The organism is Nonomuraea sp. NPDC048882 (assembly GCF_040649755.1).
Classification (GTDB): domain Bacteria; phylum Actinomycetota; class Actinomycetes; order Streptosporangiales; family Streptosporangiaceae; genus Nonomuraea; species Nonomuraea maheshkhaliensis.
In genome coordinates this window covers 398513-419371 of the sequence record NZ_JBEZGB010000011.1, presented here as the reverse complement: position 1 = coordinate 419371, position 20859 = coordinate 398513, and the positions used below count along the sequence as shown (strand labels likewise).

Sequence of the window (20859 nt, the reverse complement as noted above, 5' to 3'; positions counted from 1 at the left end):
GCGACTGGTTCACCTGTCTCCGGGTGACCTGGTTGCTGCTGGGCCGCTCGGCGATCGATTCTGATTGAGCGGGCGCCATGGAGTGAGGAGGCGTGACAGGCGCCAAGGGGTTGCCGCCAGGGACGACAGTCCGAGTGTGAGGAGGCAGGAGGAGAGGAGCAGGCTTGGTGCGTCGTCGTACGGGCGTGCGTTGAAGGTCCACCATGCACCGTCGCCCCAGTATGTTGAGAGGCACATCAGCCCGAGTGGGCCGGCCCATGACTGCCGGCGACCGAAGAGGCGGCCGCAGACGAGGGCCACGCCGAGCCAGGCCGACAGTGAGCGTAGGACGATCAGTGTGTCGGGGAGGTCCAGGAGCGCGGAGGAGATGGTCGGGTAAAGGGTGAAGCAGGCGAGCGACAGCCAGAGGAGATGGTGGCGCTCGGCTCTGCGGAGGATGTCCGATCCCGGTTCCTCCAGGGTCCGAAGGGTGCTGTGGAGACCTAGGGCGGGTAGCACGCCGACGCCTACGGTCAGCAGTTGCCAGGGGGATGGTGGTTTCTCCTGATGCGGTGGGCATCGGTATGTCGGCGGTGCCTGTCCATGCGGTGAGCAGTCCGGACAGGGCAGCGAGCGCGAGGGGCACCCAGGTGCGGTGGGTCAGGGCGAAGGTCAGGGGCGGGAACGTGTGGCCGCCGGTGCGGTTACGGACGAGGGCTGGGGTGGGCACAGTAGCTGTCCTTGACGCGGTCGAGTTGTCGGCGGGCCCAGTCGAATTGCTGGTCGGCGGGTAGTTCGCCGAACGCCTGAGAGGCTGACGACCAGGCCTTGCCCATGTCCTCGGAGAGCTGTGTCGTCCGGTAGGCGGGTCTGTTGCTCTCCGCCAAGTAGAACTCCAGCCATTTACGCAACGTCTCCGGCGTGAAGTCTTCGGCCTTCCAGATGGCCTTCCAGTCGCACGGTCCCAGTGTTCGGTTGAGGATCGCGTGGGACATGCCGAGCGCCAGGCCCCATTTGCTGCCGTCGGGAAACTTGAATGCGCCGTCGAGTTCGACCGCACGCTCGCCGTTGTCGTTTCGCTCGATTCGTTTCAGCCCGTACTGGTCCAGGTGGGCAGGGAGTCGCCAGTCCGTCGGGAGTGTGGCCGCCCGCTGGTCGAGCGCCCGTACCAGGGGGAGGTATTTTCGGTCCTCCGGCCACAGGCAGATTTCGATTGCTCCGGAGACGCACAGGGGGTGGTCCGGGACGTGGCGATCTGACACTCCCGTCGTGGACATCGTCACCAGTACGGCTCCGGTGCCGCCCAGGACGGTAAGGGTCAGGGATTTCCAGCGTTTCCTGTTCTTCGTGTATGCCCAGGCGATCAACGAGAGGAAGGCCATGACGGCGGCCGACCGTAGCAACAAGGCCGGCGGATCCGGCTGTTTCCATGCCGGGCCGCTTGCCACGCCGAGGTCCGCCGCGTCGCCGGGGAACGCCTCGAAGACGAACCAGCTGAATGAGGCGGTGAGTGCCGCGTACGCCGGGTTGGCGTAGCGGCCGATCGCCCAGCCCCAGGCGACGGCGAGGAGCATCACGATCGCGCCCATGAGGACATATCCGGCCCACAGCCCGAGCCCAGGGGGGAAGGTGGAGGCGGTGAGGGCGAAGCCTGCGGCGCCGCCGATGAGGTAGGGGACGAGGAGCAGGGCCGCTGCGGCGGCCAACCGGTACGCCTCCACCGCGGCGGAGGGTATGGTCGCCGATGCGGTCAGCTCGATGAGTCCGTGGCGGGTGTTCGAGCTGGAGACCCACGCCGCGGCGCCCGCCGCGAGGACGCTGAGATAGAAGGCGAACGCCTGGGTGGCGGCGCCCGTTTCCGGCCAGCTTCCGGTCCAGCTCACCGGTTCCGTCCCCAGCAGCGCGAGAGCCACCACCGTCAGCGGGAGCGGGGTCCACCGCAGCGGTGAGGTGCGTAGGTGGAAGAGGGCCGCCCTCACAGTCGCTGCTCCTGACTCGGGAGGAGGTTCATGTAGGCGCGCTCCAGGTCTGTGTCTCCTGGCAGGTCGTCGCGGCTCAAGGCCGCCAGCTCGGCGGCCGTTCCGGCGAACGTGGGTCTGCCGCGGTGGAGTACGACGACCCGGTCACAGATCGCGTCCACATCCTCGATGTGGTGCGTGCTCAGCACCACGACCGCGCCGTGGAGTCCGGCGACGAGTCTGCGGAACTGCAGGCGTTGTCGTGGGTCGAGGCCCACGGTGGGTTCGTCGAGCGGGACGAGCGACGGGTCACCGGCGATCGCCCACGCGATGCCCGCCCGCTGGAGCATGCCGCCGGACAGTCTGCGCATGCGGGTACGGCGCTGCTCCACGAGGTCGACCTGGATCAGGGCCCGCTCGGCGGCGTCGTCCCAGCGCTCGGCCGGCAGGCCCCGCATCCATGCCGCGTACCGGACGAAGTCGACGACTCTCATCCCCGGGTCGAAGCCGAACCGCTGGGGAAGGTAGCCGATGTCGCGCCGGGCACGGCGGGCGGCGCGTTCGCCGTCGATGACCACCCCGTTGAGCGCGATCGTCCCCGTTCTCGGCGGCATGATGGTCGCCATCGTGCGTAACAGCGTCGTCTTGCCCGCGCCGTTGGGGCCGAGGAGTCCGACGACACCTGGCGTCAGCTCCAGGTCGAACCGTTCGATGGCATTCGTCCTGCCGTAGCCCTGGGTGATGCCGGTCAGTTTCAGGCTCACGGGAGCACCTTTCGCGACGGGTGGGGCGCGGTCGTCGCGCGGCCACGCCCCACGAGTTGCAGCGGCTTACTGGAACCAGGTGGTGATGTTGCGGACAGAGGTGCTGCAGTCTTCGCCGTCGATGGATCTGGTGTCGCCCTCGCTCCTGTGTGCCGACACGGTCTTGTCCGGCCTGTTCGGGCAGTCGGCGATGGACAGGTCCACGCCGGTCCAGCTCGCGCCACCCGCTCCGCAGTCCTGGTTCCAGTCCCTGGTGAACCAGATGCCGTAGCAGTTGCCGGCGCTGTTGCCCTTGCCCGCCGCGGTGGCGGCGGTGGAGGCGATGCCGAGGACGGCGCTCGCGCCGAGGACGGCGACAGTGCCGGCCTTGGCGACGAGGGCCACGATTCTCATCGTCTTGGACATGACTCTCCCTGGTGCTGAGGTGGGAAATGCCGGAGACGGGCGCATGGACGTGCGCGCTCTCAGGCCGTCGTCCGGATCCGGGCGACGGCATCACGCTAGGACCGCACCGAGTTGTTCAGCAGTGGGTGAATGGCCTGAACAAACAATGGTGCTCCTGCGGTCGCCCCTCACCGGGCTCCCTGTGCAGGTTCACCAGCGGATATGGCTCGACTCGCTCGCTGGTTCCTTCGTCGCGGCCGGAGCTATTCGCGGCGGTTTCCGGAGAATTTCGGGATCAGTCTTGGCGTAGGGGAATATGTCGGTGGGGCCTGCCAGCATGGCTTCATGATCACGTCAGTTGACGAACGCCTCTGGCTTTGTGTTGGTGTACGCGGGCTGACACCACCTGGGCGACTGGCGGTGTGGCTTGAGTGCTACGCCGTGGGGGCTCGTTCGTGGGAGGGCCGGCGGTGGCTGGCTGGGGCGTCAATGCGCCGGCCATGCGGGGGTGGGGCTCAGGGCCTGTCTGGGGCGCTGGGGCGGGGTCTGGTGTGCGGTGGGTGAGGGCAGGGGGCTGTGGTTGAGGGTGCCGGCTGCTGGGGCGGGTTGGTTTTTGGGGGGTTCTGGTGAGCTTTCAGGACTACTTGATGGTTCTGGCGGCAGAGGGACCAGGGCGAACTTCCGGGAGATGCGAGGGTCAGAGGTGCAGCGTGCCCGACATCACGGTGACGGCGTGGCCGGCGAGGTGGACGCGGTCGCCGTCATGGCTGACGTACACGGTGCCGCCTCGCGCCGACAGCTGGGCGCCGGTCAGGGAGGTGCGGCCGAGGCGGGCCGACCAGTACGGCGCAAGGGCGCAGTGGGCCGAGCCTGTTACCGGGTCCTCGTTGACGCCGACGTTCGGGGCGAAGAAGCGGGAGACGAAGTCGGTGTCCTCGCCGGGAGCGGTGACGATGACGCCTCTCGCGTCCACGGCGGCCAGGGCTTCGATATCGGGGGCGAGGGTGCGTACGGTTTCCGCCGAGTCCACCTCGACCAGCAGGTCGAGCGCGCTTTTTCCGACCCGCACCGGAGTGGTCCCGAGCGCTTTCTCCAGACCGTCGGGAACGGGGACAGGGGTCACATGCTTGGCCGGGAAATCCATTGTGATCATGCCGTCGGTGCGCCGATTCACGGTAAGGATCCCGCCGGCCGTGCTGAATTCCAGCTGCCCCGTCGCCGCACCGGTCGAATAGAGGACGTGTGCGGTCGCCAGCGTGGCATGGCCACAGAGCGTGACCTCCACCATCGGGGTGAACCAGCGCAGCGAATCCCCGAGCAGGAAAGCAGTCTCGGAGAGGCTCATCTCGTTGGCTACGCTCTGCATCCACTGCTCAGTAACCGGAGTGTCCAGCAGGCAGACCGCCGCGGGATTACCCTTGAAAGCTGTGTCGGTGAAGGCATCGACGGTGAAGAGGAGCATGTGGCTCAGGGTATACGGGGGGCGGATATCCAGCTGCAACCAGGCTGCAAGCCGTACAAAATGGAATTAGGGCTGGGCGTGTCGCGTGGCGAATGCGGAATCGTCGGTTACCGTCCAATGTGTAGGGACGTGCCGATTACGGTGAGTTCCTGAGGAAAGGACAAGCCGATGGGGGCAGTGCGCAAGGTGGTGAGCTACCTTGGCCTGAGCGGGGTCGATCACTACGACGAGGGCTATGACGACGACGAGCACTACGAGGACGAGTACGTCCCCGCGACCGAGCGGGCCGCCCGGCGGTGGCGCGCGAACGTCGACTCGTCGCGGATCGTGATGGTCCAGCCGCTCAAGTACAACGACGCGCCGTTGATCGGTCAGCATTTCCGTGACGGGCAAACGGTGATCATGGACGTTACGGGCATGTCGATGTCCGAGGCGACGAGGATGGTGGACTTCGCCGCGGGGCTGGCTTTCGGGTGTGAGGGGCGGATCGAGCGCATCGCCGAGCGCGTCTTCCTGCTCGCGCCGGCTCACGTGGAGATCGAGACCACCTGATCGCGCACTTCTAGGGAGGCCGTGCTGACCGCCAGATGATCCTCGTCTTATCCCCCTCCGCTCGTCGACTTGTACCTGCGGGCGGTCATCGTCTCCCATTGCAGCGCGCGTGCGTTATAGGGCCCTGCTGGTTATAGGGCTCGGCTGGTCATAGCGGCTGGTGGTCACGGGCTGGCTGCTCGAGGTCTAACCGGGTGGTCAGCCTTGCTGCCGGCAACGGCCTTGGCGGGTCTGTCTTGGCAGGCTCCGCGCGCCAAGCGGCAGGTGGCGGACAGCTTCGGTGCTGTAGGTCAGTGGGCGGCGCGGGGGCCGCGGCGGATGAGGAGGGTGAGTTCGGCGGCGTCTTCGGCGGCCTGCTTGGCCCGAGCGTCCGACTCTCGCGCGTACGCGTGCAGCGCCCAGACAGCCCCCTCCGCCAGCTCCTTCAGCTCGTTGACCTGGGAGGCCACGTAGCGGGCGTCCGCTTCGGCGAGTTTGCGGCGCTGCCAGAGCTGCCAGCCGGCCAGGCCGATCATGGCGATGGCGGCGGCGGCCAGGAGGCGGGAGGCGAAGACGGCGCCGATGAGGCAGGCCAAGCCCGCGACGGTCAGCACCACGGCGGCCCACGGGCGGCCCCGGGGCACGATGCCGTCGGTGACGATCGACTCTTCCGCCGCCGCCAGTGAGTCCTGGTCGGGGCCCTCGGGGCGCAGGTGGATGCGGTGGCCGAGGAGCGGCACGGTCAGGGTTTCCGGCGGGTCGAGGCGGCTGTCGGCTTCGAGTTCTTCGGCCACGCCGCGCAGGATGGGCGCCGCGACGTGCAGGGCGATGGCCGCGAGATGCGGATCGGCGCCGGGGCGCAGGTCGTCGAGCAGGTAGGAGCTGAGTGAGGCCATCGGCCCGGCCGGTCCGCCCAGGCCGATCAGGGAGCGCAGGACGGCCAGCGGCTCGTTCTCGGCCCAGGCGGCGGCGGGGCTGTTGGAGCTGTTGTCGAGGGGGGCTGAGGAGTCGTGGTCGGCCTGGCGGGCCGAGGTGATCTCCGCGCAGCGGCTGCGTAGCCTGGCCAGGCGGGCGGCGGCCACGGCGGGCCTGGCGAGTTCGGGGATCTCGGCCATCTCGGGGAAGTCGACCAGCGACGGCGGCACGACGACGGCGGATTCGCCGGGTACGAGCGCCTGGAACCATTCCTGCGGGTCGGCGCGGTCCTGGATGGCCAGCGCGTCGAGTTTGCGCAGCACGAAGATCTTGCCGGCGGGGCCGTACGCCCCCCGGGCGGCGGCCAGCCAGAGCGAGCGCTGGCCGTGGGAGACGGGGCGGTCGAGGGAGAGTTCGCCGAAGGCGGTGCCGAGCCAGGAGGCGTGGATGCGGCTGCCCTGCCCGGACACCGCCAGCGCCAGGCAGAGGAAGAGGGCGGTCTGTTGCTCGTCGCGGCCGGCCGCCTTGCTCAGGGGCTCCAGCGGGTCGTCGCCGGACAGGATGGCGACCAGCGCTTGGACGGCCGGGGGCAGCCAGTAGCCGGATACGTCGCGGAAGCTCGGTGCGGCAGGAGGCGCGGTGCCCTTCGCGGCGAGGTGCGCCAGCAGCGCCTCGGCATAGCGATGCAACTCGGTCGCTGCTGGGGGGCTCGCAGTCAGGTCCGTGCTCAAGGCAGAGAACTCCCCCAATTCGGCCTCAGTTCATGACCGCGTAAAGCGTAACCGCTGGGGCGCGCCAACCCGGTGGAGGCGCGCCCACGACGGAACGGGAGACTTTGAGTCAACTGCCTGTTACATGCGCTCGGGGACAGGGACGCCCAGAAGGTCGAGCCCGGTCTCCAGGACGCGCAACGTGAGCGCGCACAGGGCCAGCCGCTGCTCTCTCGTCTCGGGGTCGACGCCTTCCTTGACGACCGGGCACTCCTCGTAGAACGTGCTCAGCAGGCTGGCCGTCTGGAAGAGGAACGCGCACAGCCGGTGTGGCTCGGAGGCGGCGGTGACCTGGGCGACGAGCTCGCCGAAGCCCAGCAGGTGGAGGCCGAGCGCGCGTTCGGCCGGAGCGGCCAGCACGATCGGGGCGTTCGCCTCGCCCGGCTCGATGCCCGCCTTGCGGAAGATGGAGCGGATGCGGGCCGTCGCGTACTGCATGTAGGGGCCGGTGTTGCCGGTCGTGGCCACCATGCGGTCGAGGTCGAAGACGTATTCGCTGTCGTGGCTGACGGACAGGTCGGCGTATTTCACTGCGGCCATGCCGACGGCGTGGGCGATCTCCCGCTTGAGTGCCTCGTCGTAGCCGCGGTCCTCGATCAGCCGGGCGGCCCGGTCGATCGCCTCCTGGAGCAGGTCCATCAGCTTGACCGACTCGCCGGAGCGGGTCTTGAAGCGCCGGCCGTCCTTGCCCAGCATCATGCCGATGCGTACGTGCTCGGCGTCGACCGTGTCGGGCAGCCAGCCGGCCAGCCTGGCGGCGGCGAACACCATCTGGAAGTGCAGCGCCTGCTCGTTGCCGACGACGTAGAGGATGCGGTCGGCCTTGAGGTCGTGGACGCGGTAGCGGATGGCCGCCAGGTCGGTGGTGGCGTAACCGTAGCCGCCGTCGCTCTTTCTGATGATGAGCGGCAGCGGCTTGTCGTCGGAGCCGGTGAACCCGGGCGGGAACACGCACAGCGCGCCCTCACTCAGCTCCGCCGTGCCCGACGCCTCCAGGTCGTCGCAGGTCTTCTGGAGCATCGGGTTGTACATGCTCTCGCCGGCGATGTCGGTGTCGGTCAGTGTGACGCCGAGCAGGTCGTAGACCTTGTTGAAGAAGCGCACGGTGGCGTCCATGAACACGTGCCAGAGCCGCAGCGTGTCGGGGTCGCCCGACTGCAGGGTGGAGACCCGCGCCCGCGCGCGCGTCTTGAAGCCCTCGTCGCTGTCGAACTTGGCCCGCGCCGCCTGGTAGAACTCGGTGCCCTGGCCGGCTTCGAGCTGGGCGACCGCGGCCTGCTCGCCGATGTCGAGCAGGTGCTCGATGAGCATGCCGAACGGGGTGCCCCAGTCGCCCAGGTGGTTCTGCCTGATGACGGTGTTGCCCAGGTGCTCGTGCAGGCGGGCCAGGGAGTCGCCGACGATCGTCGTGCGCAGATGGCCGACGTGCATCTCCTTGGCCGCGTTGGGCGCGGAGTAGTCGATCACGACGGTCTGCGACGGCGTGGTCGTGCCGACGCCGAGGCGTGGGTCGGCCAGCATCTGCCTGGCCTCGGACTCGATGAAGGAGTCGGCGAGGGTGATGTTGAGGAAGCCGGGGCCGCTGACCTCGATCGTGCCGGGGAAGTCGGACAACTCCGCCCTGATCGCCTCGGCGACCTCCCGCGGGCTCCGTCGCAGACGCTTGGCCAGGCTCATCGCGACGTTCGCCTGGAAGTCGGCGAACTGGGAGGGCCGGATCAGCGGATCTGCGTCGGCGTGCTCCGGGCCGAACGCGCGGGCCAGCGCCTGCTGGACGCGCTCGGTGAGCACAATCTGCGGGTCGGTCATGGTCTAAGGGTACCGGCGACCTTGACCGAGACGCTTATCAGAAAGGCGGCCACGACCGAGATGCCGACGGCGATCAGATCGTTGGTGAGGTTGCCGGGTTCGAGGGCGAAGAACTCCCTGATGAAGGGCAGCGACAGGCCGACGCAGAACAGCGCCGCCATGGCCGCGACCATGGCCCCCCGCCACCAGTTGAGCGGCCTGGCGATCAGGACGAGGACCCACCAGGTGGTGAGGAAGAGCGTGATCACGGCGGCGGTCTGGTCCTCCAGGAGGGAGGAGGCGCCGTTGTGCGCGGCCCAGAACGACAGCAGCACGGCCAGCGCGCACAGCACCCCGGCCGGTACGGCGAAGCGCAGCACGCGGGGCACGAACCCGGGCTTGGCCCGCTCAAGCGTGGGGGCGAGCGCCAGGAAGAACGCCGGGATGCCGATGACCAGGGCGTTGGTCAGGGTCGAGTGGCGCGGCGCGAACGGGAACGCGACCCCGGCCACTCCGACCAGCAGCGAAATCACGATCGCGTAGAAGGTCTTGGTGAGGAACAGGTTGGCGACCCGTTCGATGTTGGCCAGCACCCGCCGGCCCTCGCCCACGACGTGGGGCAGGGTGGAGAACTTGTCGTCGAGCAGCACCACCTGCGCGACCGCCTTGGTGGCCGGGCTGCCCGCGCCCATCGCGATGCCGAGGTCGGCGTCCTTGAGCGCGAGCACGTCGTTGACGCCGTCGCCGGTCATGGCGACCGTGCGGCCTCGGGACTGCAGCGCGGTCACGAACTCGCGCTTCTGTCGCGGGGTGACCCGGCCGAAGACGGTGTGGGTGTCGAGTAGTTCGCCGAGTTTGTCCGGGTCGTCGTGCGGGAGCGTCCTGGCGTCTATGGCGCGGTCGGCGCCGGGGATGCCGAGGCCGGTCGCGATGGCCGACACCGCCTGGGTGTTGTCGCCGGAGATGATCTTGAGGTTGACGCCCTGCTTGGCGAAGTAGCTCAGGGTTTCGCGGGCGTCCGGCCTGATGCGCTGCTTGAACGTGAGGAGCGCGACAGGAAGCACGGTGGTGGGAGTGGAGGCGGGGTGCGGGGTCTCGCCGCCGGCGAGCTCTCCGGCCGTGGCCAGGTCGTCGGCGCGGCACAGTACGAGGACGCGGGTGCCGGTGGCGGCCAGTTCGGCGGCCCTGTCGTAGCAGTCGCCGCCCTGGAGCAGCACGTCGGGCGCGCCCAGCACCCAGACGCCGTGCTCGCCGAAGTCGGCCCCGCTCCACTTGCGCGCCGAGGAGAACGGCACGGTCTCGCCGGCCTTCCAGCCGTCGGCGGTGGTGGCGGGGTAGCCGGCCCTGATGGCCTCGGCGGTGGCGTTCGGCCGGCTGTCGAGGTGGGCCAGCGCGGCGAGCGCGGCGTCGATCGGCCGGCCGTCGGGCTGGACGGGGAGGACCTGGTCGAGGTCCATGCCGGCCGTGGTGAGGGTGCCGGTCTTGTCCAGGCAGAGCACGTCCACCCTGGCCAGGCCCTCGATCGCGGGCAGCTCCTGGACCAGGCACTTGCGCCGGCCCAGGCGGACGACGCCGACCGCGAAGGCGAGGGAGGTCGTCAGCACCAGGCCCTCGGGGATCATGGTGACGATGCCCGCGACCGCGCCGGTGATGGCGGTGCCGAGGTCGGCCGAGTTGTGCAGCTGGCTGTAGATCAGCAGCGCGCCGATGGGGATGACCAGCCAGGTGATGTACTTGATGAAGTTCGCGACGCCGGCCCGCAGCTCGGAGTGGGCGAGGTGGAAGCGGCTGGCCTCCTCGGCCAGGCGCACGGCGTACGCGTCGGTGCCGACCCTGGTGGCGACGAACGCTCCGGAGCCCGCCACCGCGAAGCTGCCCGACAGCACCTCCTCGCCGGGCTTTTTGTGCACGGGGTCGGCTTCGCCGGTGAGCAGCGACTCGTCCACCTCCAGCCCCTCGGAGTGGACGACCTCGCCGTCGACCAGCAGTCGGTCGCCGGGACCGAGCAGGATGAGGTCGCCCAGCACCACGTCACGGGGGCTGACCTCGCGTTCCGCGCCGTCGCGGCGCACGCGTACGGGAGCCTCGTTGATCACCGCGAGCTTGTCGAGCGTGCGTTTCGCGCGCAGCTCCTGGACGATGCCGATCAGCGCGTTGGCCACGATGACCAGCCCGAACGCGCCGTCCTGCCACTCGCCGAAGATCAGGATGAGGGCCCAGAGGACGCCGATGACCAGGTTGAACAGGGTGAAGACGTTCGCTCTGAGAATCGCGCTCAGCGACCTGCTCGACCGGCGTGGCACGTGGTTGGCCTTCGCCCCCGCCACCTGGTCGGACGTCAGCCCGGGCGCGGTCAAGGTGAGCCCGTCCACATAACCCCCCGTTTCTGTGGATCGGACTCACACCCTAGCCTTCACCACAACCTGTGGGAGCGACTTTGGGAGGCGGCCTTCTCGCCGATGGCCGGCACCACGCCGCCCGATGCCAGGTCGGCGGCCAGGCGGCAGGCCGCGCTGATGCCCTGTGCTCTGGAGGCGCCGTGGGCGATGACGACGGTGCCGTTGAGTCCGAGCAGGACGGCTCCTCCGTGCTCCTCGGCGTCGAGGCGGCGGCGCAGGCCGCGGATGCGGGAGCGCTGCATGGCGGCGCCGAGCCGGGCCAGCCTGCTGTCGCCGATGCTCTCCCTGAGCTCGGTGAACGCGTAGCGGACCGCGCCCTCCATCGTCTTGAGCGCCACGTTGCCGGTGAAGCCGTCGGTGGTGATCACGTCGACCTTGCCGGTGAGCAGGTCGTGGCCCTCGACGTTGCCGGCGAACTGGATGCCGGGGGAGGTCTGCAGCAGCTCGTGGGCGCGTTTGACGAGTTTGTTGCCCTTCTCCGCCTCGCTGCCGATGGTGAGCAGGCCCACCTTGGGGTCCTGGATGCCGTGGGCGAGCTCGGCGTAGGTGGCGCCGAGGTGGGCGAACTGCACCAGCATCTCCGGTTTGACCTCGGCGTTGGCGCCGGCGTCCAGGAGCACGGTGGGGGTGGGCAGCGTGGGCAGCGCGACGGCGATGGCCGGCCTGAGCACGCCCTGCTGGCCCTTGAGCCGGAGCTTGCCGGTGGCCACGATGCCCGCGGTCGATCCGGCGGACACGACCGCGGCGGCGTCGCCGCGGCGGACGAGGTGGCAGGCGACGGCGATGCTGGAACGGGGGCGGCGCAGGCTGGCCAGCGCGCCTTCGTCCATGGACAGGGCCTCCTCGGCCCGGACGATCGGGATCTCTTTGGTGGCGTCGTGGTCGGCGAGCGCCTCGTAGAGCACGCGGGGGGAGCCGACGAGGACGACGGCCAGGCCGCGTTCGCGCACGGCGTGCACCGCGCCCGCCACGATCTCGTGGGGTGCGTGGTCGCCGCCCATGGCGTCGAGCGCGATGGGCCTGCTGTCGGACACTGATCACCTCGTACGGCATCGAGCCCGCCGTCACGGCTTGGCCGGTACGCGGGCTCGGTATGTCCGCATCGCAGGCGAGGCAGGTGCCAGGTTAACCGGCGGGTAGGCCCTGTTGGTTCCCTGGAGGGCACGTTCCAGTCATGTCCGGGGCCGTCCGGGCCGGCGGCGGGCCTCGTCCAGGGTTTGGCGCCGCTCTTCTAGTGGAGGTTCCAGTCGTCCTTGCCGCGGGTGACGATGACCTTGGAGAACTTCGACGACCCGGTCACCCGGATCAGCGGCCCGTCGCCCTGGGAGCCGCCCGTCACGTTGCGCTTGCCGAAGAGCGAGCTGCCTTCGTCGATCACGTTGGCGTTGTCGGGCACGCGCACGATCACCTTGCTGAACCGCGCGTCGGTCTCGACGGTGATCTCGCGGCCTGGCAGCACGGCCTCCGACAGGTCGATGATGAGCGCGCCGAACCTGGCCGACAGTTTGAGGTGCCTGGAGGCCACCCAGTGGCCCTTGCGCACCATTTTGCTGAACGTCGAGTCGATGACCTGCCGTTCGACGCCGGCGGGTGGACTGGAGGCGGACACCTCGGGCAGGTCCCGGGTGAGGGGGACGAGCTCGCCGACGGTCTTGGCCGTGTAGGCCACGTCGAGGCGGTCGGCGTGCTCGACGCTGGTCAGTCTTCCTGTGGCGAGCGCCTCGCCGAGCACCGCGGCCACGCGGTCGCGGTCGGCGTCTGAGGCGCGAAGCTGCGCATGGTCGGTCACGGTATAGGAGTCTATGCCCGATCGCGATATGTCGCGAGTGTCCCGAACCTCAAGGAAAACTTGGAGCCCAGCGGAACCGGTGACGCCGCTGAGCGCGTCCGGGTATTAAGGACCGTAGACGCGCGACAGGGTCGTGAGGTTTACACCCGATCGAACAAAAAAGATGGGAAAGGCCTAGTGATCTTGAACCAGGCAGGCACGCGACGCTTCAAGGCGTACACGTCCAAGCACCTTGACGAGCTCCTGCGGCGTGCGGGGCTGGCTGACGACGAGCGGCTCAAGGTCCGCGCGGTCGCCACGGTGCTGCCCTTCCGGACGAACGCCTACGTCGTCGATGAACTCATAGATTGGTCTGCCGCGACCGATGACCCCATATACCGGCTGGTCTTCCCGCAGGCGGACATGCTTCCCGCGGAAGACGTGGCCAGGCTGGCCGACCTGCTGAAAGCCGAGGCCCCCAACTCCGAGATCCAGGCCGAGGCCAACCGCGTACGCGCCCAGCTCAACCCGCATCCCGCGGGTCAGAAGGAACTCAACGTCCCGAGGATCGGCGACGAGCCCGTCCCCGGGCTGCAGCACAAATATCCGGAGACCGTGCTGATCTTCCCCAAGCAGGGGCAGACCTGTCACGCCTACTGCACCTACTGCTTCAGGTGGGCGCAGTTCGTCGGAGACGCGGACCTGAAGTTCGCCTCCGACGACATCGGCCAGATGGTCGGCTACGTTCGCCGCCATCCCGAGGTCACCAGCGTGCTCATCACCGGCGGCGACGCGATGATCATGGGTGAGTCCGTGATCAGGCGCTACATGGAGCCGCTGCTCGAACTGGAGCAGCTCGAATCCATCAGGATCGGCACCAAGGCACTGGCCTACTGGCCGCAGCGGTTCACCACCGACCCCGACGCCGACGCCACGCTGGGCCTGTTCGAGGAGGTGGTGCGGGCGGGCAAGAACCTCGCGTTCATGGCCCACTTCTCCCACCCGCGCGAGCTGGAGTCGCCGCTGGTCGAATCGGCGGTCAAGCGCATCCTCGGCAGCGGGGCCACGATCAGGACCCAGGCGCCGCTGATCAGGTCGATCAACGACGATCCGGCTGTGTGGTCGCACATGTGGCGACGGCAGCACCGGATGGGGATGATCCCGTACTACATGTTCATCGAGCGTGACACCGGGCCCCAGGACTACTTCGCGGTGCCGCTGGCACGAGGGTACGAGATCTTCAGGGAGGCCTACTCGTCCGTCTCGGGGCTGTGCCGCACGGTGCGTGGGCCCTCGATGTCGGCCACACCGGGCAAGGTGTGCGTCGACGGCGTCACGGAGATCGCGGGGGAGCGGGTCTTCATGCTCCACTTCATCCAGGCCCGCGACCCGTCGCTGGTGGGCCGGCCGTTCTTCGCGCGCTACGACCCGTCCGCGGTCTGGCTGACGGATCTGCGCCCGGCCTTCGCCGACCGTTTTCCGTTCGAGCCGGCCGAGGCCCTGCTTCCCGCCTGACCGGTCGCGCGCGTCCACCGCGACCGGAAAGAGACCGGAAAGAATCGCACCCCCGGCCCGCGACTTTTACGCGACCCTTTGTTCGCGGGCCGGCAGGAGGCCTCCTCCGTGCGCACGCGCGCGTTCACGCGCGTGCGCACAATATCGAAACAAGGCCCTCCTATTTCCCGTTTTGTCTCTCCGCTCAACGCTCCCCCTTTACTCGGTAACCGGCCTGCAAACCCCTCCTACATGGGGATTCATGCGCCTGCGGCCGATCAATGCGAGTGATAGAACTGCTGGCGTAGCTCAGCCGTAGCGGCACGCTTCGTGTGGTGCCCATAGCGCGCACGCCACGGCATACGGGGGTTATCGATTCGCATTTCCACCGCATTCGAGAGCGATCGATCACGAGCCGGGAAGGCAATCATGAATCGAGTAGTCAAGACGGCCATGGCCGTCACAGCATTCGGTCTGGCCGCGGCGGCGATGGCCGTGCCCGCGCAGGCCGAAGTTCAATACAGCATCGCCAGGTACGCTCCCATCGACAGCCAGGGGGCGGGCACCGCCGCAGCCGGCAGCCCGCTGGGCGGCCTCCTGAGCGGCCTGGCCGGCAAGGGCCTGCTGGGCGGCCTGCTGGACGGCCTCAAGGCCAAGTCCGCCGCCAAGCCGGCCTCGCAGATGACCGAGGCGGAGCTCGACACCGCCGCCGAGAACCAGGCGGAGCAGGGCATCTCGGCGAACGGCTTCGAGGACGTCACCCAGGACGGTGGCCCGCTGCCCGAGCTGTCGCCCATCGTCGGCGGTTTCCCGCTCACCACCGGCAGCAGCCTCACCGGCTCGCTGCCCGTCCTGTCGGGCGCGGCCCGCATGGCGCAGCCGGCGACGCCCTCGGTCAAGGCGGGCAAGCAGGGGCGCGGCGAGGCCGCGACCACCGGCACGTCCACGCAGAGCGCGATCGCCGGCCTGCTCGGGTCGCCCGCAGGGGGCGCGGTGACCCAGCTGCACACCACCAGCCTGCTGCCGGCCTCCGACAGCGGCACCGTCATGGCCGGCACGACCAAGGGCTTCCAGTCCCTGTCGGCCGACCTCGTCCTCGGCGGTCTCGGCCAGGCCGCCCAGCGCGCCCTGCCGAACGCCGCGAGCGGCGGGCTGGCCCCGATGGTCGGGCACGTCGCGCCCGCCGAGATGGCGCCGGTCGTCGAGGCGCTGCCCGCGACCTCACAGGCCGCCGCCATGGACGACCTCGCCCCGCTCGTCGAGGAGGGCGCGAGCTTCGCCCAGGCCCGCGGGACCAGGGCCGCCGGCTCCTACAGCGATGTCATCACCGCCCTCGGCTGGACCACCGACGCGCTGACGAGCTCGGTGCGGGACCGCTGGGTTCGCGACTAGGACCGCGACGGAGGCGCTGATGAGCGTGGCCGGCCCGGTGCCGGCAGTACGGTTCGCGGGCGTCCTAGGTGCCGACGCCCGGGCACCGGACCCGCCGGCGACCTGGCGGCCCGCTCACGTGCCCCAGCTGTTCCCTGACGGCGGGTCCCGCATCGGGATGCTGCCACACTGACGCGGCAGGTCGCCGGGGCTCCCAGAGAGGTGCCGGGCGCCCGGGACACTGACGCGCGACGGTTGCGAGGCTCCCGCGGTCGCGGGCCGCCTCATCACGGGCCTGGGCGGACGCGCCCACGGCCAGGGCGCGGGCGCCGCTACTGCAGGGCAGCGGCGCCGCCCCACGCCGCCAACCCACGCCGCCAACCCTTGTGGTTGGCGGCGATTTCCATGTTCAGGGGATCTCCCCGCCGGCTTCTCCGCGTCGGTTTCTCTCCGCAGGCTTCTCCCTGCCGGCGTGGAGTGGTCTTTTTCTCTTCTTTTACGGCGGAGCCGTGGTAGCCGCCACCCGCCGCACGTGGCCGGTGGCCTCCAGGAACACGCCCGCTGACCGCCACGTGGCGGGCCGCCGATACGCGCGCCCACTTGACCCCCTGAGGCGCAAAACCCCGGCCCCCGCGCAGCCCGTCGTATCGCCGACTTGGCCGTGGGTTCGGGGTGGCTGTGGTGGCTCTGGAAGGCGTGAGTGGCGGCTGGCCAGCCCCGGGGTGGCGGGGGTGTTCTTCGGGCGTTGTGGTGGCTCTGAACGCGGGCGTGGCAGGTCTGAAGGCGGGCTTGGCTGTCAGGGGAGGCGGACGCCTGTGCGGCGGGCTATCTGGGCCTGCAGGCGGGCCATCTGCCAGTGCAGGTCGAGAAGCTGCTCGGCGAGCTGCATTCTCGGGATCTCGGACACGTCCTCGGTGGCCAGGTGGTCAATCGCGGCCGAAAGCTCTGCCATCGCGAGCCCCCACTCCATCACCGTTCCTAGGATCGAATTGACGTTCGAATCCTATCGGAACGGCAGGCTCGGTGTCAGTCTTTTGTCCCGTGGGTCGCGGGAGTTTCGCACACAAGATCGAACTCCTGACCACGGAGGGGGGCAACTTTGGGCTCGCGTGACGGCGGCTCGCCACTGAAGGGTCAGAGGGCGTTTCCTGGAGGGCCATCAGCCGGAGTGCGGCGGGTGGGCTGCCTTGGCGGAGCCGTAAAGGATGGAGGGGTTGGGGCTCAAATCGGCGGGGTTGGGGCTTGAAGCGCCGCTGATCAGAGCGGCGCAGCTCGAAGCAGCGACCAGCGGCTCGGCAGCGCGCCGCCGAGCACCACGTGATCGAATATCGAATCAGCCCTTGTTGTAGGCGGCGATGACCTCTTTCGGGTCGCCGTCCATTTTGATTTTGCCCTTGTGCAGCCAGATGACCCGGTTGCAGGTCTCTTCGATGACGCGCAGGTCGTGGGCGACGAGGAAGACGGTGCCGGCCGACTCGCGGATCTGGCGGATGCGTTCCTCGCTCTTCTTGCGGAACTCGCGGTCGCCGGTGGCCAGGGCCTCGTCGATGAGCAGGACGTCGTGGGTCTTGGCGGAGGAGATGGCGAAGCGGAGCCGCGCGCCCATGCCGGAGGAGTAGGTCGACATGGGCAGCTGGACGAACTCGTCGATGCCGGAGAAGTCGACGATCTCCTGGTATTTCTCCCTGACCTCGGCGGGCGTCATGCCCATGGCGTAACAGCCGAGGACGATGTTGCGCTCGCCGGTCAGCTCGCGCATGAGGGCCGCGTTGACGCCGAGCAGCGAGGGCTGGCCGTCGGTGTAGACGGCGCCCTCGTGCGGCGGCAGCAGGCCCGCGATGGCGCGCAGCAGCGTGGACTTGCCCGAGCCGTTGCGGCCCACGATGCCGATGGCGTCGCCGTGATAGGCCACGAAGGTCACGCCCTTGACCGCGTGGACCTCTTTCATCTGCGGCCGCCCCTGGCGCTTCAGGATGCGCGTGAGGGCGTTGACCGCGTTGCCCTTCTCGTTGTCCGAGGCGGCGCCGTAGACGCGGTAGACGATGTGGAGGTCGTCGACGATGACGGTGGGAGTGCCCGTGGGTACGTCGAGGGGCCGCTTGCCCGGGGGCTCCGGGTTGGGATGCACTCTCACATCCTTGCCGGGGACGGCGGGCTTGTCGCCCTTCACCTGTGACAGCTCCTTGGTCAGTTCAGCCACGCCCGTACCTCTCCTCGGACCGCCAGAAGAACCAGAAGCCGAAGCCGAGTGCGAACACCGCCCAGAATACGCAAGACATCCATACCATCGGGGGCGGGTGGTGGCCGAACCCCTTGTTGTGGGAGGCGATGAGGATCTCGCGCATCCACTCGATGAAGGAGGCCGCCGGGTTGAGATACATCACGTTGGCCACCCACTGGGGCAGCTGCGCGGCGTCGACGACCTTGTCCTGGATCGAGAAGAAGACGCCCGAGGCGTAGAGCCACGTGCGGGTGATGAACGGCAGCAACTGGTTGAGGTCGCGCATCGTGGCGCCGAGCCGGGCGACCACCAGGCCGGCGCCGACGTTGAACATCGTCTGCAGCAGCAGCACCACGGGGATCATGAGCCAGTACCACGTGGGCCATTCCTGGGTGGCGACCACGAGCGCGAGCAGCACGCCCATGGAGATGGCCAGTTGCTGCAGCTCCTGGATCGTGTAGGCCAGCGGCAGCGACGCCCTGGGGAAGTGCAGCGCTCTGATCATCGACAGGTTGCCGGAGATCGACTTCGCGCCCGCGGTGACCGTGCGTTGCGTGAAGGTGAAGATGAACATCCCGGTCAGCAGGAAGGCCGGGTAGTTGTCGATGTTCTTGTTGCCGCCCAGGATGAGGCCGAACATCAGGAAGTAGATGCCGGCGTTGAGCAGGGGCGTCAGCACCTGCCACAGCTGGCCCAGCGCGGAATTGGAGTATTTCGTGACGTTGCGTGAGGTCGCGTACGTCAGGATGAAATGACGCCGCTGCCACAGCTGGCGCAGGTAGACAGGGAACCTCGGCCGTGCGATGGCACGACGAAGCCCGTATCTCTTGGCGAGCTTGGCCAGCGGCTCCTGCCCGCTTCGGCCGCCCGCCTGGGCGTCCGCTACAGCGGATTCCGGCTGGCTCATGGCAAGGACTCTATTGGATCCCGGTCGGTGGGGTGCCTGTCGCGCGGGTCGGCGACAGTCTGTTGGACGGAGCTTGCCGACGCCGGGTTCCAAGGCGTCGTCAAGACCTGCTCAACCGTAGCCCAGTGAACCGGGGTGTGGTGGCAAGGGCGCGACCACCGTCATGTAGAGGGTATTTTTCATCGACTGTTCACGTCCGTGCTCTACCCTCTATGGTTGTTTGCGCTGTTTGTACGTCTTTGGGCGGAATGCCCGTGACGGTGGATAGGCACACGTGTGACCGAACTGCAATGCGCCAGAGACTCCCTGGTGGCAAGTAGTAAGGGATAGTCGCGATCGACTGGCAGGGCGTCGGCTGGTTTGACCATGTCAGCCAAATCCGGGGGGATACCAGGAACCCCCCGTCAGGCTGCTCCGGATCACCGCAGCTCAGCGCTTGGCGCCCACCTGTAGAGGGAGGAATTCTTTCACCATGCGTGTTACTAAGGGCGCACGGATCGTCGCCGGTACCGCGCTGCTCGCCCTCGCGGTTGCCGCGTGTGGTGGCGGTGCCTCGGACAGCGGCGGCACTGCCGCGGGCGGCGGGGAGACGCCGGTCCGCATGGAGATCGGTGAGCCCCAGGAGCTCCTGAACCCCCAGAACACGACCGAGACCGAGGGCTCTGAGGTCCTCGCCGCCGTGTTCTCGCCGCTTGTGCGTTACGACGAGAACAAGCAGCCGGTCGAAGAGGCCGCCGAGTCGATCACCACGACGGACAGCAAGGTCTGGACGATCAAGCTGAAGTCCGGCTACACGTGGCACGACGGCACGCCGGTCACCGCCGCGGACTACGCGCGCGCGTGGAACTTCGCCGCCCTCCAGGACAACGCCATGAGCTCGTCCTACTTCTTCGGTCGCGTCGCCGGTTACGAGGACGTGCACCCGGGTGAGGGCAAGACGCCGGCGGCCAAGGAGATGAAGGGTCTCAAGGTCGTCGACGACTCCACGCTCGAGGTCACCCTCACGGCGCCGTTCTCGCAGTTCAAGACGATGCTGGGCTACACCGCCTTCTACCCCATGCCCAAGTCGGCCATCGGCCCCGATGGCAAGGTGACCCAGGCCTACGGCGAGCAGCCGATCGGCCAGGGTCTGTTCAAGCTGGACAAGCCCTACAAGAAGGGCACCGACCCGACCATCGAGCTGTCGGTCTACGACAAGTTCACCGGGAAGAAGCCCACGGGCTGGACCAAGCTCCAGTTCAAGGTCTACACCAGCTCCGAGACCGCCTGGAACGACCTCCAGGCCGAGAACCTCGACATCCACGACTCCCTGCCGGCCACGGCCATCTCGACGGCCAAGCAGGTGCTCGGTGACCGCTACTTCGACGAGCCCGACGCGTCGATCGGCTACATCGGCACCCCGCTGAAGTACAACAAGGACTTCGAGAACGTCGACGTCCGCAAGGCCATCTCGATGGCGATCGACCGGAAGACGATCACCGACACGGTCTTCTCCGGCACCCGTTCGCCCGCCGACGACTTCATCAACCCGGCCATCCCCGGCTACCGCCAGGGCGCGTGCGAGGCGTGCACGTACAACCCGGCCGAGGCCAAGAAACTGTACGAGGCCGCCGGCGGTCCGAAGACCATCGAGCTCGGCTACAACAACGACGGCGGCCACAAGGAGTGGATCGAGGCCGTCGCCAACAACCTGCGCGCCAACCTGGGCATCGAGGTCACTCCGAAGCCGTTCGAGAAGTTCCAGGGCATCCTGGACGCTCTGGACGCCAAGGAGTACAAGGGCCTGTTCCGGATGGGCTGGGCGATCGACTACCCGGCGGCCGAGAACTACCTGACCCCGATCTTCGGCACCGGCGCCATCGGCACCGGCTCCAACTACGGCGGTTACTCCAACAAGGACTTCGACGACCTGGTGGCCAAGGGCGACCAGGCCACCGACGCGGCCGAAGGGCTGAAGTTCTACCAGCAGGCCGATGACATCCTGCTCAAGGACCTCCCCTACATCCCGGTCTACTTCTACCGGAGCAACTTCGGGCACTCGACGAAGGTCAAGAACGTCAAGCTCAACCTGCTCAACCAGATCAACTGGGCCGACGTCGAGAAGGCCTGACGTCATTCGCGGGGTGGGCGGCGGCTCTCGCCGTCCAC

The 20859-nt window shown here is 68.4% G+C and carries 16 protein-coding genes; 4 read left to right on the top strand and 12 right to left on the bottom strand.

Annotated features, from left to right (window positions below; all coding sequences use genetic code 11):
• Positions 1 to 683 precede the first annotated feature (683 nt).
• The 4 genes from AB0C27_RS35825 to AB0C27_RS35810 form a co-directional block, all read right to left on the bottom strand.
• Positions 684 to 1892, bottom strand: coding sequence for a hypothetical protein (locus tag AB0C27_RS35825; protein ID WP_357853456.1), 1209 nt, complete (start codon positions 1890 to 1892; stop codon positions 684 to 686).
• 62 nt (positions 1893 to 1954) lie between these two features.
• Positions 1955 to 2701: an ATP-binding cassette domain-containing protein gene (locus tag AB0C27_RS35820; RefSeq protein ID WP_357853454.1), complete on the bottom strand. Its 747-nt coding sequence runs from the start codon at positions 2699 to 2701 to the stop codon at positions 1955 to 1957.
• Between the two features lie 66 nt (positions 2702 to 2767).
• Positions 2768 to 3106 carry a hypothetical protein gene (locus AB0C27_RS35815; RefSeq protein WP_357853451.1) on the bottom strand — a complete coding sequence of 113 codons (339 nt, stop codon included), beginning with the start codon at positions 3104 to 3106 and terminating at the stop codon, positions 2768 to 2770.
• A 676-nt stretch (positions 3107 to 3782) separates the two neighbouring features.
• Complete coding sequence (locus tag AB0C27_RS35810; RefSeq protein WP_357853448.1) at positions 3783 to 4547, bottom strand: PhzF family phenazine biosynthesis protein; 765 nt, start codon at positions 4545 to 4547, stop codon at positions 3783 to 3785.
• A 168-nt stretch (positions 4548 to 4715) separates the two neighbouring features.
• Between AB0C27_RS35810 and AB0C27_RS35805 the strand changes: the two genes are divergently transcribed.
• The gene (locus AB0C27_RS35805; RefSeq protein ID WP_043633494.1) at positions 4716 to 5099 is read left to right on the top strand and encodes a cell division protein SepF; all 384 of its coding nucleotides are present in this window, start codon (positions 4716 to 4718) and stop codon (positions 5097 to 5099) included.
• 290 nt (positions 5100 to 5389) lie between these two features.
• Here AB0C27_RS35805 and AB0C27_RS35800 read toward each other — a convergent pair whose 3' ends face one another.
• The 5 genes from AB0C27_RS35800 to AB0C27_RS35780 all read right to left on the bottom strand — a co-directional run bounded on the left by AB0C27_RS35800 (position 5390) and on the right by AB0C27_RS35780 (position 12739).
• Positions 5390 to 6724, bottom strand: a complete 1335-nt coding sequence (locus tag AB0C27_RS35800) for a hypothetical protein (RefSeq protein ID WP_357853445.1) — start codon at positions 6722 to 6724, stop codon at positions 5390 to 5392.
• Positions 6725 to 6844: 120 nt separating this feature from the next.
• Complete coding sequence (gene argS, locus AB0C27_RS35795) at positions 6845 to 8572, bottom strand: arginine--tRNA ligase (RefSeq protein WP_357853442.1); 1728 nt, start codon at positions 8570 to 8572, stop codon at positions 6845 to 6847.
• A complete protein-coding gene (locus AB0C27_RS35790) occupies positions 8569 to 10923 on the bottom strand; it encodes an HAD-IC family P-type ATPase (RefSeq protein WP_357853439.1) in 2355 nt (784 codons plus the stop codon). Before AB0C27_RS35790 ends, argS begins: the two co-directional genes overlap by 4 nt.
• Before the next feature lie 41 nt (positions 10924 to 10964).
• Complete coding sequence (gene plsX / locus AB0C27_RS35785; RefSeq protein ID WP_357853436.1) at positions 10965 to 11984, bottom strand: phosphate acyltransferase PlsX; 1020 nt, start codon at positions 11982 to 11984, stop codon at positions 10965 to 10967.
• Positions 11985 to 12181: 197 nt separating this feature from the next.
• Positions 12182 to 12739 (bottom strand): DUF1707 domain-containing protein, encoded by a 558-nt coding sequence (locus AB0C27_RS35780; protein WP_357853433.1) that lies wholly within the window; start codon positions 12737 to 12739, stop codon positions 12182 to 12184.
• A 177-nt stretch (positions 12740 to 12916) separates the two neighbouring features.
• Here AB0C27_RS35780 and AB0C27_RS35775 point away from each other — a divergent pair, with 177 nt between their 5' ends.
• Entirely contained in the window at positions 12917 to 14233 is a 1317-nt protein-coding gene (locus AB0C27_RS35775; protein WP_357853431.1) for a lysine 2,3-aminomutase, read from the top strand.
• Positions 14234 to 14641: 408 nt separating this feature from the next.
• Positions 14642 to 15604 carry a hypothetical protein gene (locus AB0C27_RS35770; protein WP_357853428.1) on the top strand — a complete coding sequence of 321 codons (963 nt, stop codon included), beginning with the start codon at positions 14642 to 14644 and terminating at the stop codon, positions 15602 to 15604.
• 775 nt (positions 15605 to 16379) lie between these two features.
• Here AB0C27_RS35770 and AB0C27_RS35765 read toward each other — a convergent pair.
• The 3 genes from AB0C27_RS35765 to AB0C27_RS35755 all read right to left on the bottom strand — a co-directional run bounded on the left by AB0C27_RS35765 (position 16380) and on the right by AB0C27_RS35755 (position 18711).
• The gene (locus tag AB0C27_RS35765; RefSeq protein ID WP_357853425.1) at positions 16380 to 16535 is read right to left on the bottom strand and encodes a hypothetical protein; all 156 of its coding nucleotides are present in this window, start codon (positions 16533 to 16535) and stop codon (positions 16380 to 16382) included.
• Positions 16536 to 16916: 381 nt separating this feature from the next.
• The gene (locus tag AB0C27_RS35760; protein WP_346111236.1) at positions 16917 to 17783 is read right to left on the bottom strand and encodes an ABC transporter ATP-binding protein; all 867 of its coding nucleotides are present in this window, start codon (positions 17781 to 17783) and stop codon (positions 16917 to 16919) included.
• Positions 17776 to 18711: an ABC transporter permease gene (locus AB0C27_RS35755; RefSeq protein ID WP_357853422.1), complete on the bottom strand. Its 936-nt coding sequence runs from the start codon at positions 18709 to 18711 to the stop codon at positions 17776 to 17778. The genes AB0C27_RS35760 and AB0C27_RS35755 overlap by 8 nt, the downstream gene beginning before the upstream one ends.
• Before the next feature lie 472 nt (positions 18712 to 19183).
• Here AB0C27_RS35755 and AB0C27_RS35750 point away from each other — a divergent pair, with 472 nt between their 5' ends.
• On the top strand, positions 19184 to 20821 hold the full coding sequence (locus AB0C27_RS35750; protein ID WP_357853419.1) for an ABC transporter substrate-binding protein: 1638 nt from the start codon (positions 19184 to 19186) through the stop codon (positions 20819 to 20821).
• The last annotated feature ends 38 nt before the right edge of the window (positions 20822 to 20859 follow it).